Source organism: Chitinophagales bacterium, from assembly GCA_020636495.1.
Classification (GTDB): domain Bacteria; phylum Bacteroidota; class Bacteroidia; order Chitinophagales; family Chitinophagaceae; genus UBA5543.
In genome coordinates this window covers 2831120-2845163 of record JACJXQ010000008.1, presented here as the reverse complement: position 1 = coordinate 2845163, position 14044 = coordinate 2831120, and the positions used below count along the sequence as shown (strand labels likewise).

The following is a 14044-nucleotide window of genomic DNA, read 5'->3' as shown; positions in this document are numbered from 1 at the left end:
GCTATATTTACGTTCATAAAGGCTTCCCGGCCGCATATACTTTATAAGAGAGAAAAAATCACGATAAGCAATTTTATCGTCAGCTATTTTATTGTGTAATACATAAAACTAGAAACTATGTATATAAGGGCTTTTATTCTCTCTGCACTGGCTATTACGCTGGGCTTGGCAAGTTGTCAGAAATTCAAAGACATCTTCAACATTACTATTACGGTTCCGTATGATGACGCAGTGGCTATTACCGGCATTCCTGGCGACCCGCATGTGCCTTCTACCGGGCTAAAAGAATCTCTGGGTCTCATAAAAATACCCACCAACTCTGCTGAGATACTCGCGGATAACCAGAGCGCACTCGACCTGGTGACCAGTGTCAGCCTCAGCCAGATGGGTGTAGACCTGTTGCTGCCTACCTACCAGGATGTAAGTATGGCCGACTCGATATGGTTGTATGTTTCTGCAAATGGTGTGCCTGAGCAGTTGATAGCCTACAACTACAATGTACCCGATACAGGCAAAAGACTGGACCTGACACCCAATCCGAGTGTTGAGTTGATGGATGTTTTCGTTAGCGATACCATGACCTTCCGTATCGAAGGTTTCTTTGTAAAAGATGTGGCTTACAACTCCAAGATCAAATTCGATATGAAGTTCAAAGTAAAAGCCAGCCTGATAGGCAACTAAGTTGTTAACCTTGTGGGGGTACAACCCCTTTGTTTGACCATAAATAAATAATAATCGTCCGGAACAGCACGCTTACGAGCGTGCTGTTTTGTTTATAGTTTGGTTGCACATGAAAACACTGCCCGGAATTTCCGCCATTCAGTCACCTTATGAAGATAAAAACTGAAATAAATTCAGTTGATTATCAACGGATAAGACAAAGTGTCTCTCTTGTTTTTCTTTCCCTGCCATAAATGCAACTTTTCTGTTTTGGAACAGTTTTTAGGGTTTATCTGTCGAAGGAGAACACAACAATTATGAATCTGAACAATTTTACGATCAAAGCGCAGGAGATACTGCAACAAGCGCAGCAACTGGCATACAATCACCAGAATGCCAATATTGAAACTGCGCATATGCTCAAAGCATTATTAGACGATAAAGAAGGCCCTATCTCTTACCTGTTGAAGAAGAACGCTGTGAACACCACCATGGTAGAGAACAAGCTTAAGGAACTGATAGACAAACTACCTAAGCTCACCGGTGGAGAACCTGCACAATCTGTAAGCAGGGATGTGAACAATGCGATACTCAAGGCAGGAAGCATCATCAAGCAGTTTGGTGATGAGTTTGTGACACAGGAGCACTTGCTGATTGCGATACTCCAGGTGAATGACGAGGTAGGCAAACTACTGAAAGACGCAGGCCTGACTGAAAAAGGTTTAACTGCGGCTATAAAAGAATTACGTAAGGGTAGTACGGTAGATTCACAGACCGGCAGCCAGCAATACAACTCGCTGGACCGCTATGCCAAGAACCTGAACGAACTGGCCCGCTCGGGCAAGCTCGACCCGGTTATCGGTCGCGACGAGGAGATACGCCGCACACTGCACATATTATCACGCAGGAGCAAGAACAACCCCATATTGGTGGGTGAGCCCGGCGTTGGTAAAACAGCGATCATTGAGGGTCTGGCGCATCGTATCATTAATGGTGACGTGCCTGATAACCTCAGGTCAAAGATCATTTATGCACTGGATATGGGTGCGTTGATGGCTGGTGCCAAATACCGTGGTGAGTTTGAAGAAAGGCTGAAAGCAGTGATAAAAGAAGTGACCGAGAGTGATGGTAATATCATCCTGTTTATAGACGAGATACACACGCTGATAGGTGCGGGCGCTATGGAAGGAGCCATGGATGCTGCCAACATACTGAAGCCTGCATTGGCAAGGGGAGAGCTGCGTGCCATAGGTGCCACAACCCTGAACGAATACCAGAAATATTTTGAAAAAGACAAAGCCCTGGAGCGTCGTTTCCAGAAGGTGTTTGTCGATGAGCCGAGCGTTGAGGATGCTATCAGTATCCTGCGCGGGCTGAAAGAAAGATATGAGCACCACCACCAGGTGCGTATAAAAGACGAAGCTATTATTGCAGCGGTTGAATTATCCAACCGTTACATCACAGACCGCTTCCTGCCCGATAAGGCTATCGACCTGATAGATGAGAGCGCAGCCAAGCTGAAACTGGAACTGAACTCCATGCCGGAAGAGCTGGATGAACTGGAGCGCCGTATACGCCAGCTTGAAATTGAGCGCGAGGCGATAAAAAGGGAGAATGATGATGCTAAGTTGAAATCATTGAACCAGGAAATATCGCTGCTGAATGTAGAGCGTGACACATTGAAGGCTAAATGGCTGGAAGAGAAAGATATTGTTGAAAAAATAAACACGGCCAAAGGTGCTATTGAAGACCTGAAGCTGGAAGCGGAACAGGCGGAACGTGAAGGTGACTACGGAAAAGTAGCTGAGATACGCTACGGCAAAGTACAGAAAGAAGAGGCCGTTGTGGCTGAATACAGTAAGCAACTGGACGAGATGGGCACCGAACGCAAACGCCTGCTGAAAGAAGAAGTAGACGCAGAGGATATTGCTGAGAATGTGGCCAAAGCAACAGGTATACCTGTACAACGTATGCTGCAGAGCGAGCGTGAGAAACTGCTGCACCTGGAAGAAGAACTGCACAAGCGTGTAGTAGGCCAGGACGAAGCGATAGAAGCTGTTGCCGATGCCATCCGCCGCGGACGTGCGGGCCTGCAAGACCCGCGCAGACCCATAGGTTCATTCATATTTTTGGGTACAACAGGTGTGGGTAAAACAGAGCTGGCCAAAGCATTGGCAGAGGTATTGTTTGACGACGACAGCATGATGACCCGTATTGATATGAGTGAATACCAGGAGAAACACAGCGTGAGCCGGCTGGTAGGAGCGCCTCCGGGATATGTAGGCTACGATGAAGGCGGACAACTAACTGAAGCGGTAAGGCGCAAGCCATACTCAGTAGTGTTGCTCGACGAGATAGAAAAAGCGCATCCTGATACATTCAACGTATTGTTGCAGGTGCTGGACGATGGCCGCCTGACCGATAACAAAGGCAGGGTGGTGAACTTCAAGAATACTGTGGTCATCATGACCAGCAACACGGGTAGTCACATCATACAGGAGAACTTTGCCAACATAGAAGGTAAGGATATTGACAAGGTGGTAGAGGCTACCAAAGAGCAAGTGATGGAAGAACTGAAGCACAACATGAGGCCGGAGTTCCTGAACAGGGTAGACGATATTATCATGTTCCACCCGCTGATGAGGGCTGATATCAGGAACATCATCAAGATACAATTGCAGGGACTGCAAAAGCAACTGAAACAACAGGATATAGAACTGCAGTTCTCAGACTATGCACTGGATTACCTGGCAGAGCGTGGTTTTGATCCGCAATACGGCGCAAGGCCGCTGAAAAGGGTGATACAGAAAGACATCATCAACTTGCTGAGTAAAAAGATAATAGCCGGCGAAGTAGATAAAGCAAAACCGGTAATGATAGATGTGTTTGATGGTGTTGTGGTGATACGCAACAACGGAGAAGAAGTAAAAGCATAATAAAAGTTAGTTTTTCATAGATAGGTTTAGTTTAAAGTAGAAGCCCCCGCTGTTTAGCGGGGGCTTTGTTGTAGTGATATTTTACATATTTAGTGTTATCTTTATGATACATCAATAAACGACAGGTTATGTTACCCATACCGCATGATATTGATCTGAACAGCCTGAGGGAAAGAACCGTGACGGAAGTGTGTTATTCCACCACTACTATAACTATACACTTCGAAGATGCGGCATATATAAGTATTGATGGCTACTTCGCCTTCCGCTACAAAAAACAACGGCACGAATACTACAAACTGGCTCCCATAACTGACGATTACAACCTGCTGAAACTATTGGGTGCTGAAGTAACTGAAGTATTCCTGAACAACAACCGCGACGGTATGACCCTCGAATTCAACGAAGGTTCCCGACTCGAGCTGATGGGCCATAAAATAGAGGACAGCTACACCATCCATATCAAAGACAAGGAAGCAGTAGTGTAATACTATGCATTCAAAGCCTTGTATTGCAGGTACATTTTTCTATGCCACTGCAAAGCGATGATAATACAGCCGATAGCTAAAATGGCATAAACGATGGCAGGCTCGTGGTATTGTTTGTAATAATTTCCTGTATGGTTGATGAGCAGCCACATGGCTGTAGATATGATGCCTACAAAAGCAAGCCCGGGTGCCATAACATGCCCCAGGTAATGGTTCTTTGTTGCTTTCTCCCTGGATAACAGATCGTGGCTATACAGGGCATGAGCATATCTGGACAAGAACTACATTAAGCGGAATGGTATATTATAACAATAATGTCATCAATATGAATGGGAGGATTTATGATCCGCTGGTTGGTCGTATGTTTAGCCCTGACCCTTTTATTGGTGATGCAGCAAATTCTCAAGCATATAACAAGTATTCTTATGTACTGAACAACCCGTTAAAATATACTGATCCAAGCGGAAATTTATTTGTAGGTTCTATATCAGCTATGTTTAGGGAATTTGCGTCAACAGCATTTACTAAAGGCGGATTAGAGTTTTGGAATAGAGGGACAAGTGGACAGGCATGGTCAGAATTCAGGAACAGTTTTCGTGAAGGTGGTCGGGTAAATAATGCCCTTAGGATAGATTGTGGAGTTTTTGCATGGACAGACAATAAAACAGTTTTCGGAAATTTAGGTTCTATTTTTTCGCGCTTGACATGGGAAAGTCAGCAAACTGAATGGGGTAAAACTGGGGCTCACGTAAGAAATAATCTTGGACGTATCGACAATATAGAATATTATGAAGGGGCAACAATAATAAATGAGGATAGAGGTAAATGGCGTTGGGGAATAACATTAGGAAGCTATATACATTCACACAATATTGGGCCAATAGATGGATATCAGAATCATCTTTTAAGACATGAATATGGACACACTATGCAAAGCCGAATGTTAGGGCCATTATATCTTACACAAGTTGGTGTTGGGAGTTTGTTGGGATCAGCAATTAGTGGTGATCATAAATCAGAATGGTATGAAACCCAAGCCAACAGGATGTCTCATAGATATCACAATTCCGGAATGAGAAGAAAAATTGGATATTTGAATCCTGACCAAGGCGGCAGTCCTTGGCTTAGAGAAAATGAAAGAGGCGAGCCAGTTTATCGTTTGGATTACAATCCAAATTGGTATTGGATATTTTTTCATCCGATTAATCCATTTTGGTTCGCTTTTTGATAACGTTTATTAATATGAAAACGATAGTTTGTATTTTAGCATTATTTCTTTGGGGTTGTAAAAAACCTCCTGTCGAAATAATCTACACTATTTATGTACAAAACAACTCAAATAAGTTGGTATATCATCAGGAAGTGGATATATATCCCAATCCTACAATCCCGGACAAACCTCAGGGTGTAGGTGGCATTTTGCCTGGGGCAGTAGCTATGTATGACAGTAGGGTTCCATGGAGGGAGGTTATAGAAAAATTTCCATCTGATACAATTAGTATTATCCTTTTTGATCCTGATACTGTTAAATTTTACGGGTGGGAGACTGTCCGCAAAGAACATATGGTGTTAAAAAGATGGGATGTAGATGCCGATTATTTAGAAGAAAGGAATTGGACTTTTGTGTACCCAGAATAGATTTTATTCTTCTTTAAAACGGAACTGTGCTAAAGTCGATATCTGATTGTGTAATTAATTCTTTGTCTTTTTGTGGTGTTTAGCCTAATCTTTCTCATAATGTATAAAAGAATACACCTGCCAGTGTACACAAGGAAACCTTACCATGAAAGCTATAACAAAAACAGCAGTGAAACGTGATAGCGAAGCATCAGGAGGGCAGGACCAGAATGGTAATCCATATTGCACACTACCATAACTTTTTTAAACGATTTCAAATTAACTTCCGGGCACAAATTTGATTTATAAAACACATCACAAAATGAAAAAGACAACAGCGATCGCATTACTGGGTATATTGATTCTCGGCATCACGTCATGCAAAAAGGATTGGACCTGCAAGTGTGCAGAAAAAAATACAGGTAAGCCACAGGAGACACTCTACTATAAAAAGCTCACAAAAAAGGATGCCAAAGTTGCATGCAAAGCTGCCGATGGCCTTGCCGCAAAGGTTGCCAACGGTTATTGTGTCCTTGAGTAAGAGCAGTTTGCTTTTGTTCCGCAAGGAACTTCCGCACGAGACCCTAACGGAATTGTGAGTTCAGTTTTAACGTTGCTCCCGCGGGTCTGCGACTGGTGGTTATAAATAAGTTCAGTTTATAACCGGACTAATCCCTGTACTCACTGTTTTTGCCAAATTACAGTGTGCATTCGGGTTCATTTGTATTAGTGCCAATCATAGGGAACCTGCAATAATTATTATACTAAGTAGAATCAAAAATCGGATTTTACTACTTTCTGGTTCCACACTTCCCCATGGGATGAAATGATCTGGAAGATATATAATCCATTAGAAAGGTCTGCTATGTTTAGGTTCCCGGGAAACTCAGTATTGCCGAAAGATTTGATTTTTTTACCTGATAAATCGTACAGGTTGATTGTCCTGATCTCTGTATTATCCAAATTAGTATTCACACGTATTATATCCTTTACGGGATTGTATGCATCTACATACTTCGTCTCTCTGTAACTTTTTAGTGTAGTTACAGAATTAGGCGTGTACGGACACTGAGTACTATCTCCTGTAAGGTTGTAATAAGTTGCAGCTCCTCTGATTGAAAAAGGGTATGTACATAGTGTTTTTAAGATTTTTCGATTGTCCATATCGATTTCCACCAATAAAGATGAATCATAATTTGGCTTAATAGCTGGTGTAATAAATGTCCTGGTTGCATTGTTATCATTAATGCAAAATGCGCCAAAAGGTATTAGTGTACCAAGCCCCATATAATAGCAACTTTGTTCCGGTGCAGGGATCACTATTTCTGTAATGAACCCGGTATCCAGTGTTTTGTAATATGAGGTCATGAACAACCTGTATTTATAAAAAAACAGGTCGCCGGCACAATAGACTCCTCTGGGTAAGTAGCCTAATACATGAAAGCCCGTACTGTCATATTTGTATAGCGTGCAGGTATCTGTGAAATTACCCGCAGCATAAATATTCCCTGCCGTGTCGGCAACTAACCCGGCAATCTGTTTTGTTGTAAAATCACCTAAGAACTGACATGATGTTGTGTCGTTTAGTTTCCTTTTATAAAGGTGTCCTCCTTCTGTTACATACCAGATGTTACCTTGTTTATCGATAGCAATGTCATTGTACACACTATCAATACTGGTAGGCACACAAGAGTATATTGTGTAATTCGTTGTATCACTGATTACATTGCATGTATCAATATCCAATAAATAGGTTTTACCTGGCTCCGGTTGCAACCCTACTTTGCCGGTATTTACATAGAACTTTTGAGCAGATACTGTTTGCATTATGCAGACACATACAAGGGTGAAAACGGAACGATATATCACGGTTAGCATTGGGCTGTGTTTTTGATTAAATATATTCTTCGGTCGTGAATTTAAGTTTCGACCAAAGTATTCACTAAAATACTAACACAAGTCATGCAAAGGTTAATTTAAGGAAAAGAATTATTCGAATATTTATTGTTTCCCCCTCACTTGTCGTGGTTTGCAACGAGGATGCATTGGTATGGCGATTGTATCGCCACGCTCGCACATCATGACAATTCTTATCCACCACAATGTGTTTTGCAACGTTAAACCTCCACATGTCTAAAAAGTATCATAGCCTATCAAACAATCACACAATTCATAGTTCCTTTTTTGGTCATTGTTTTAGCTAAATTACAATACGCATTTTTGCTTTTGTGACAATGTCGATTAAAGTTGGATAGTTGTTCGTTTACTCTTTTACTTATAAGGAAATCATGTTGAATTTAAATAAATGCTTATTGCTGTTGTTGATAACAATGACCTTTGTCGGTTGTAATGTTGATAACATTGAAATTACATTGAACGATAAGATCAATCAGGATGTCAGGTCTGAGATAGATGAGCTGACAAAAAAAATAATAAATAGTCTACAAAGCGATAATTGGGCAGGCATATCAAAGTTTTCAAGCACAAGCTTAAAGGGGAATATATCATCAGGTGAAGGTAAGTTTGAAGATAGACTTTTTGAGAATTACGGAGCTATATTTAAAATGTTAGAAGCGCATGTGACACATGGTAAACCCGGAATGCCGGTTCAATTTAAAGAAGCAATCAACTCATTTGGATACACGTACTATCTCCGTCCTCAAAGTCAGAATACTTATGTATGTCTAATGACCATACCGGATAAAAGTGGGAAGGGTAGGGTATTGGTTAGTATGGTGTTTGAAGCAACCAATAATGGCAATTGGGAGCTAAATATTTTTAATCTCGAGTATATTTTATTCAAAGGGATGTTAGGACCTGATATATTCAAGCTGGCAAATGCAAAATTAAATGAGGATAGTTTAATGCAGGCGTATTTGTATATGCAGGCTGGTAAGATATTATTAGATCCGTCCAATGGTGCCTTAATGTATGATGTAATACCTGATTTTAATGATTTTATGCAAATTGTGACCAAACGTATGGAGGCGAAATATACTCTTCCTAAACAGGTAATGGCAAGCCCGAATAATACTAGTATTGTTGGGTTAAAGGCTACAATCAGTCAAGGCAATATTTACCCGGTTGTTTCATGTATTACAGATATTCCAATAACTAATTCAGGACTGTTAGAACAAGAAAATGACTTGTTAAACGAGGAAATTGAAAAGCTGTTCCCCGGTTTGACGTGTTTGTCAGACTCTGTATTCTATGTTTGGGCCAATGATACGAATTCAAAAAAAGTACGTCACATTCATAAGTATAAGCCATCACTTATCGGGGAGTAATAATTCCATAGATAAAGGTGCTTTTGAACAGCATACGGGTATGTCCGAAAATATCATAGCCCATGAAACAATCACAATAATCATAGTTCATGATAAATAATATTTGATAAATTAAATATAATTATGTAAATTTGTTTTATTAAATAAGATCAAAAACCATGTACCCCCGGCACCAATATCATCATATAGCACAATATTCAGCCCCGCAAATAGCGGGGCTTTTTCATCAATTGTTAAGTACGGCACGATTACCATTTTACTTAACAATACTTAACAGTTTGTGTCGTAATGCACTTACAGTCAATCAGTTAGTAATATCGCATAGTAACTTTCAGTTAAAGCACTTTTCCCCTTTACTTAACAGTTTTAGCGGTAAACTGTTAAGTCGCCATCCTGCCAGCTCTGCTTACCTGCCGCACAGAATTGCAGAAGACAGGCAGAATGATGTCTCCTACGCTGTCAATATGGCATTTTTGCCCCGGTTGGAACGTGAGTTGATAAATATAGTATCAGAGATAAAATACATGAACACTATGCAAGAAAAAGGTACGATTTCCATACATACGGAAAATATATTCCCCATTATCAAGAAGTTCCTCTATTCAGACAACGAGATATTCCTCAGGGAGCTGGTGTCTAACGCTACGGACGCTACCCAAAAGCTGAAAAGGCTGGCATCGCTGGGCGAGTTCAAAGGAGAACTGCCGCCCGCGCTTGTTGAAGTAAAACTGGACGAAGCGGCTAAGACCATTACCATATCCGACAACGGTATCGGTATGACGGCTGAGGAGATAAAAAAATACATCAACCAGATAGCCTTCTCGGGCGCCACTGAGTTTGTTGAGAAATTCAAGGATGCAAAAGATGCTAACGAGATAATAGGCAAGTTTGGCCTGGGCTTTTATTCAGCCTTTATGGTGGCCGATAAAGTGGAGATACAGACACGCTCTTATCAGCAGGACGCACAGCCAGCGCGCTGGGAGTGTGACGGTAGCACCAGCTTCGAAATTTCAGAAGGTGAGCGCGTTATGGTGGGTACGGATATCATCCTGCATATCAACGAGGATTCTAAAGAGTTCCTCGACGAATACAAGCTGAAAGAGATATTAGAGAAATATTGCCGTTTCCTGCCGGTGCCTGTTAAGTTTGGTACCGATACCATACAGGAGCCGGATGGTGAGGATGAAGAGGGTAAGCCAAAGACCAAACCGGTTGAGGTAGACCATATCATCAACAATACCACGCCGATATGGACCAAAGCGCCTTCTGAACTGAAGGACGAAGATTACCTGGAGTTTTACAGGGAACTGTACCCGATGACGGAAGACCCGCTTTTCTGGATACACCTCAACGTGGATTATCCGTTCAACCTGACAGGTGTGCTGTACTTCCCTAAGCTGAAGAAAGACTTCGAGATACAACGTAACAAGATAAAATTATACTCCCGCCAGGTATTCATTACCGACGAGGTGAAAGAGATAGTTCCCGAATTCCTGATGCTGTTGCATGGCGTTATCGATTCTCCGGACATCCCGCTGAACGTTTCGCGCAGCTTCCTGCAGGCGGATAGCAATGTGAAGAAGATCAACAGCTATATCACTAAAAAAGTGGCAGACAAGCTGAGCGAGCTCTTCAAAAAAGACCGCAAGGTGTACGAAGAAAAATGGAACGACATCGGCCTGTTCGTGAAATACGGAATGGTGACCGATGAGAAGTTCTACGAAAAAGCAAAAGACTTTGCACTGCTGAAGAACAGCAAAGGAGAGTTCTACACGCTGGATGAATACAAAACAAAAGTAGAAGCGGCGCAGACAGATAAAGACGGCCAACTGGTGTACTTATACGCTACTGATCCTGAGAAGCAAAACTTCTACATACAGGGTGCTGAGAAACGTGGTTATGATGTATTGCTCATGGACTCTCCGATAGACAAACACTACGTAAGTTACCTGGATTATAAGCTGGAAAAGACATCCCTGAAGCGTGTGGACTCTGACGTGATGGACAACCTCATCAAAAAAACAGATGCCATTGAGCATGTGCTGACGGAAGAGGAGAGCAAGCAGGTGAAAGAGATATTTGAAAAAGCGGTAAATAAACCGAACATGCAGGTAGAGGTAGAAAGTATCAGTACCGATGAACTGCCTGTTACCGTGACTATGGACGAGATGAGCCGCCGTATGAAGGAGATGGCCGAGATGAACGGTATGGCTATGTTTGGCGCAATGCCTGAGAACTACAAGGTAGCTGTTAATGGCAACCACGAGCTCATCAGCCGGATTCTCAAGGCTGCGACCGAAGAAGATAAGATACGCATCGCCCGTCATGCCTTCGACCTGGCACTCCTCTCGCAGGATATGCTCAAAGGCGAAGACCTGACCAACTTCCTGAACAGGAGTGTTGCGATGATAAAAGAATAGTTGAAAATAAAGGCTGTCCGATTGCCGGACAGCCTTTAAATATTTGTGTTAGCTCTTTTTATAAGGAATTTAGATCTCGTTCTCGTATACGCGTTTTACACGTTGAGAGATGCCGGTCATCAGTTCGTAGGTAATAGTACCTGCCCATGCTGCAAGTTGTGTTACAGATAGCTCATCGTTAAAGATTATGACATCGTCACCTTCCCGGGCTTCGGGCATACTGGTTACATCTACCATGCACATGTCCATACACACCTTGCCTGTTATTTTGGCTTTTTTGCCATGTATCAGTACATAGCTTTCGCCATTGCTCATGGCACGTGGGTAACCGTCAGCATAACCGATGCTAATTGTAGCAATGCGTCTTTCCCAATCAGCAGCGTCAGTATGGCCATAGCTAATACCTTCGCCGGCCGGTACGGTTCTTATCTGGGCAATGGTGGTTCTTAAAGTGCCTATCTGTTGCAGCTCTTTTTGCAGGTCGCCGCTGCTGTCTATGCCATACAGGCCCAGGCCCAGGCGCACCATTTCGTAGTGCATTTCAGGATGGCGGGCTATGGCAGCCGAGTTGCATATATGGCGGACAGGCTTGTAAGTGAGTGCTTTGTTTATCTCGGCACACATGGCCTCAAATTTTTCTGCCTGCCCACGGGTGAAGTTGTCTTCCTTGGGGTCCTCACTGGCAGCAAGGTGGCTGAATATGCTCACCACTTTCAGCAGTTCACTGTCCTTGATAGTGTTGGTCAGCTCGCCTATCTCATCAGGATTGAAGCCCAGGCGGTGCATACCCGTATCCAGTTTGATATGTACCGGGTATTGTTCGATATGTAATGTCTGCGCTATTTGCAGGAACGCCTGCAATGAGCGCATGTTGAATATTTCAGGTTCCAGCTTCCAGGCTATCATCCTGTCGAAAGTCTGGGTGTCCGGGCTCATCACCATAATGGGCATGGTGATACCTCCTTTGCGCAGTGCGATACCTTCATCTGTATAAGCAACAGCCAGGTAATCAACGCCGGCATATTGCAGCCTGTGGGCTATCTCGTAACTGCCACTGCCATAAGAGAAGGCTTTGACCATTGCCATGGTTTTTACGCCCGGCTTCAGCCTGCGCCTGAACACATTCAGGTTGTGTGTCAGCGACGACAGGTTGATGGACATGACCGTCTGGTGTATCTTTTGCTCCAGCAAGGTACTTATCCGTTCGAATTTGAACATACGGGCACCTTTCAGGAGTATAGCCTCGTTGTTGAAAGTTATCAGGTGGAAGTTCTTCAGAAAATCATCCGTTGATTTAAAAAAGATGCTCCTCATCCTTTTATGCTTACGGAAAGGGGCTTTGTTTTTATACAATGCAGGTCCTATACCTATGAACCTCTGAATATGTTTGCTACCCAGTATGTCGGCCACTTCTTCATAAAGCTCCCCGTCAGGGCGTGCTATCTGCAGCATGTCAGATAGTATCACAGTATGATGCTGGTGCTGGCGTTGTTGTTCCAGGTATTCAAGTGCAATAAGTAGTGAAGTAAGGTCAGAATTATATGTATCGTTGATGAAGGTGCAATCATTAATGCCATGTTTCAGCTCCAGGCGCATACTTACCGGGGCAAGGTGTAGCATACGTTCAGTTATCTTTTCCTGTGGAACCCTCATGAGCAGCAATACGCACCAGCAATGAATTGCATTCTCAATAGATGCAGGATCTGAAAAGGGGATAGTTATAGATATGTCAGTACTATTATAGCGGGCTTCAATAGTTGTTGAGCCATTATCCTTGTTCACAGCTATTATGTGCAGGTCAGCATCGTTTTTGTATGACCATTTAAAAGGCTGAATATTGTCTTTTTCATCTTCATTCCTTACCTGGTGCAGGTATTCTACAATGCTTTGATTCAGCTCTTGGTGATCTTTGCAATATACCAGGTGTTTGGCATAGCGGAACAGCAGCAGTTTTTCTTTTATTTTCTGCCTGTTGTTCAGGAAACCTTCGCTATGCGCCTCGCCAATGTTGGTAAATACTCCGATGGTAGGATGTATGATACGTTCCAGCTTTTCCATTTCCCCCGGTTGGGAGATGCCTGCCTCGAAAATGGCCAGTTGGTGTTGTTTGTCCATCATCCATACAGACATAGGCACGCCTATCTGTGAATTATAGCTTTTGGGGCTACGCACCGTATTATAATCGGCAGACAATAACTGGTATAACCACTCTTTAATGATGGTTTTGCCGTTACTGCCTGTAATACCTATGCAGGGAATGTCATATCGTTTACGATTGGCCGTTGCTATTTGTTGCAGGGCAGCGACAGTATCTTTTACTTTGATAAAATTGGCATCAGGGTATGCGCCGGTATCTACATCGGTTGTTACCAGGAAGTTTCTTACTCCTTTGTCGTATGCGCTGCCTATGAATGAATGCCCGTCACGGTGGCGGGTGGTTATGGCAATAAAAAGTGCTGTTTCAGGATGTGCTATCTTGCGGCTATCTATACACAATTCCTCTATGTTATTGTTGCCACATTGTTGCAACCATGTACCTTGCGCCCACAAGCATACTGTTTGTATATCTTTTTTTTGTTCCGTTGCGGGTATTGTTTTGAGCATGTTACGGCTATTGTCTGGTGTCAGGGACAGTA

General features: G+C 42.8%; 11 protein-coding genes. 8 read left to right on the top strand and 3 right to left on the bottom strand.

The genetic code is table 11. The features are described from left to right. The first annotated feature begins 117 nt into the window (after nucleotides 1-117). From H6550_12675 to H6550_12665, 3 genes are all read left to right on the top strand, one after another. Nucleotides 118-681, top strand: coding sequence for a hypothetical protein (locus H6550_12675; protein ID MCB9046979.1), 564 nt, complete (start codon nucleotides 118-120; stop codon nucleotides 679-681). A gap of 296 nt (nucleotides 682-977) precedes the next feature. After that, nucleotides 978-3596 (top strand): ATP-dependent chaperone ClpB, encoded by a 2619-nt coding sequence (gene clpB / locus H6550_12670; protein ID MCB9046978.1) that lies wholly within the window; start codon nucleotides 978-980, stop codon nucleotides 3594-3596. A 128-nt stretch (nucleotides 3597-3724) separates the two neighbouring features. Beyond that, complete coding sequence (locus H6550_12665) at nucleotides 3725-4084, top strand: hypothetical protein (GenBank protein ID MCB9046977.1); 360 nt, start codon at nucleotides 3725-3727, stop codon at nucleotides 4082-4084. Nucleotides 4085-4086: 2 nt separating this feature from the next. On the opposite strand, the gene H6550_12660 is transcribed toward H6550_12665, so the two are convergent. Then, on the bottom strand, nucleotides 4087-4362 hold the full coding sequence (locus tag H6550_12660) for a hypothetical protein (GenBank protein MCB9046976.1): 276 nt from the start codon (nucleotides 4360-4362) through the stop codon (nucleotides 4087-4089). 17 nt (nucleotides 4363-4379) lie between these two features. Between H6550_12660 and H6550_12655 the strand changes: the two genes are divergently transcribed. The 3 genes from H6550_12655 (at nucleotide 4380) to H6550_12645 (ending at nucleotide 6242) form a co-directional block, all read left to right on the top strand. After that, entirely contained in the window at nucleotides 4380-5312 is a 933-nt protein-coding gene (locus H6550_12655) for a hypothetical protein (GenBank protein MCB9046975.1), read from the top strand. Nucleotides 5313-5326: 14 nt separating this feature from the next. Next, nucleotides 5327-5722 (top strand): hypothetical protein, encoded by a 396-nt coding sequence (locus H6550_12650; GenBank protein MCB9046974.1) that lies wholly within the window; start codon nucleotides 5327-5329, stop codon nucleotides 5720-5722. Nucleotides 5723-6023: 301 nt separating this feature from the next. Next, nucleotides 6024-6242, top strand: a complete 219-nt coding sequence (locus H6550_12645) for a hypothetical protein (protein ID MCB9046973.1) — start codon at nucleotides 6024-6026, stop codon at nucleotides 6240-6242. 233 nt (nucleotides 6243-6475) lie between these two features. On the opposite strand, the gene H6550_12640 is transcribed toward H6550_12645, so the two are convergent. Further along, a complete protein-coding gene (locus H6550_12640) occupies nucleotides 6476-7528 on the bottom strand; it encodes a T9SS type A sorting domain-containing protein (GenBank protein ID MCB9046972.1) in 1053 nt (350 codons plus the stop codon). 461 nt (nucleotides 7529-7989) lie between these two features. Between H6550_12640 and H6550_12635 the strand changes: the two genes are divergently transcribed. Together H6550_12635 and htpG are read left to right on the top strand one after the other, a co-directional pair. Next, entirely contained in the window at nucleotides 7990-8988 is a 999-nt protein-coding gene (locus H6550_12635) for a hypothetical protein (protein MCB9046971.1), read from the top strand. Between the two features lie 533 nt (nucleotides 8989-9521). After that, complete coding sequence (gene htpG, locus H6550_12630) at nucleotides 9522-11408, top strand: molecular chaperone HtpG (protein ID MCB9046970.1); 1887 nt, start codon at nucleotides 9522-9524, stop codon at nucleotides 11406-11408. A gap of 69 nt (nucleotides 11409-11477) precedes the next feature. On the opposite strand, the gene H6550_12625 is transcribed toward htpG, so the two are convergent. Beyond that, entirely contained in the window at nucleotides 11478-14012 is a 2535-nt protein-coding gene (locus H6550_12625; GenBank protein ID MCB9046969.1) for a bifunctional UDP-N-acetylmuramoyl-tripeptide:D-alanyl-D-alanine ligase/alanine racemase, read from the bottom strand. Between the last annotated feature and the right edge of the window lie 32 nt (nucleotides 14013-14044).

Excerpts from the sequence above, each read along its gene's own strand:
- H6550_12675 (MCB9046979.1), top strand. The coding sequence starts at position 118 with ATGTATATAAGGGCTTTTATTCTCTCTGCACTGGCTATTACGCTGGGC.
- H6550_12655 (MCB9046975.1), top strand. The coding sequence starts at position 4,380 with ATGGTATATTATAACAATAATGTCATCAATATGAATGGGAGGATTTAT.
- H6550_12650 (MCB9046974.1), top strand. The coding sequence starts at position 5,327 with ATGAAAACGATAGTTTGTATTTTAGCATTATTTCTTTGGGGTTGTAAA.
- H6550_12645 (MCB9046973.1), top strand. The coding sequence starts at position 6,024 with ATGAAAAAGACAACAGCGATCGCATTACTGGGTATATTGATTCTCGGC.
- H6550_12635 (MCB9046971.1), top strand. The coding sequence starts at position 7,990 with ATGTTGAATTTAAATAAATGCTTATTGCTGTTGTTGATAACAATGACC.
- clpB (MCB9046978.1), top strand. The coding sequence starts at position 978 with ATGAATCTGAACAATTTTACGATCAAAGCGCAGGAGATACTGCAACAA.
- htpG (MCB9046970.1), top strand. The coding sequence starts at position 9,522 with ATGCAAGAAAAAGGTACGATTTCCATACATACGGAAAATATATTCCCC.
- H6550_12640 (MCB9046972.1), bottom strand. The coding sequence starts at position 7,528 with ATGCAAACAGTATCTGCTCAAAAGTTCTATGTAAATACCGGCAAAGTA.
- H6550_12625 (MCB9046969.1), bottom strand. The coding sequence starts at position 14,012 with ATGCTCAAAACAATACCCGCAACGGAACAAAAAAAAGATATACAAACA.
- H6550_12665 (MCB9046977.1), top strand. The coding sequence starts at position 3,725 with ATGTTACCCATACCGCATGATATTGATCTGAACAGCCTGAGGGAAAGA.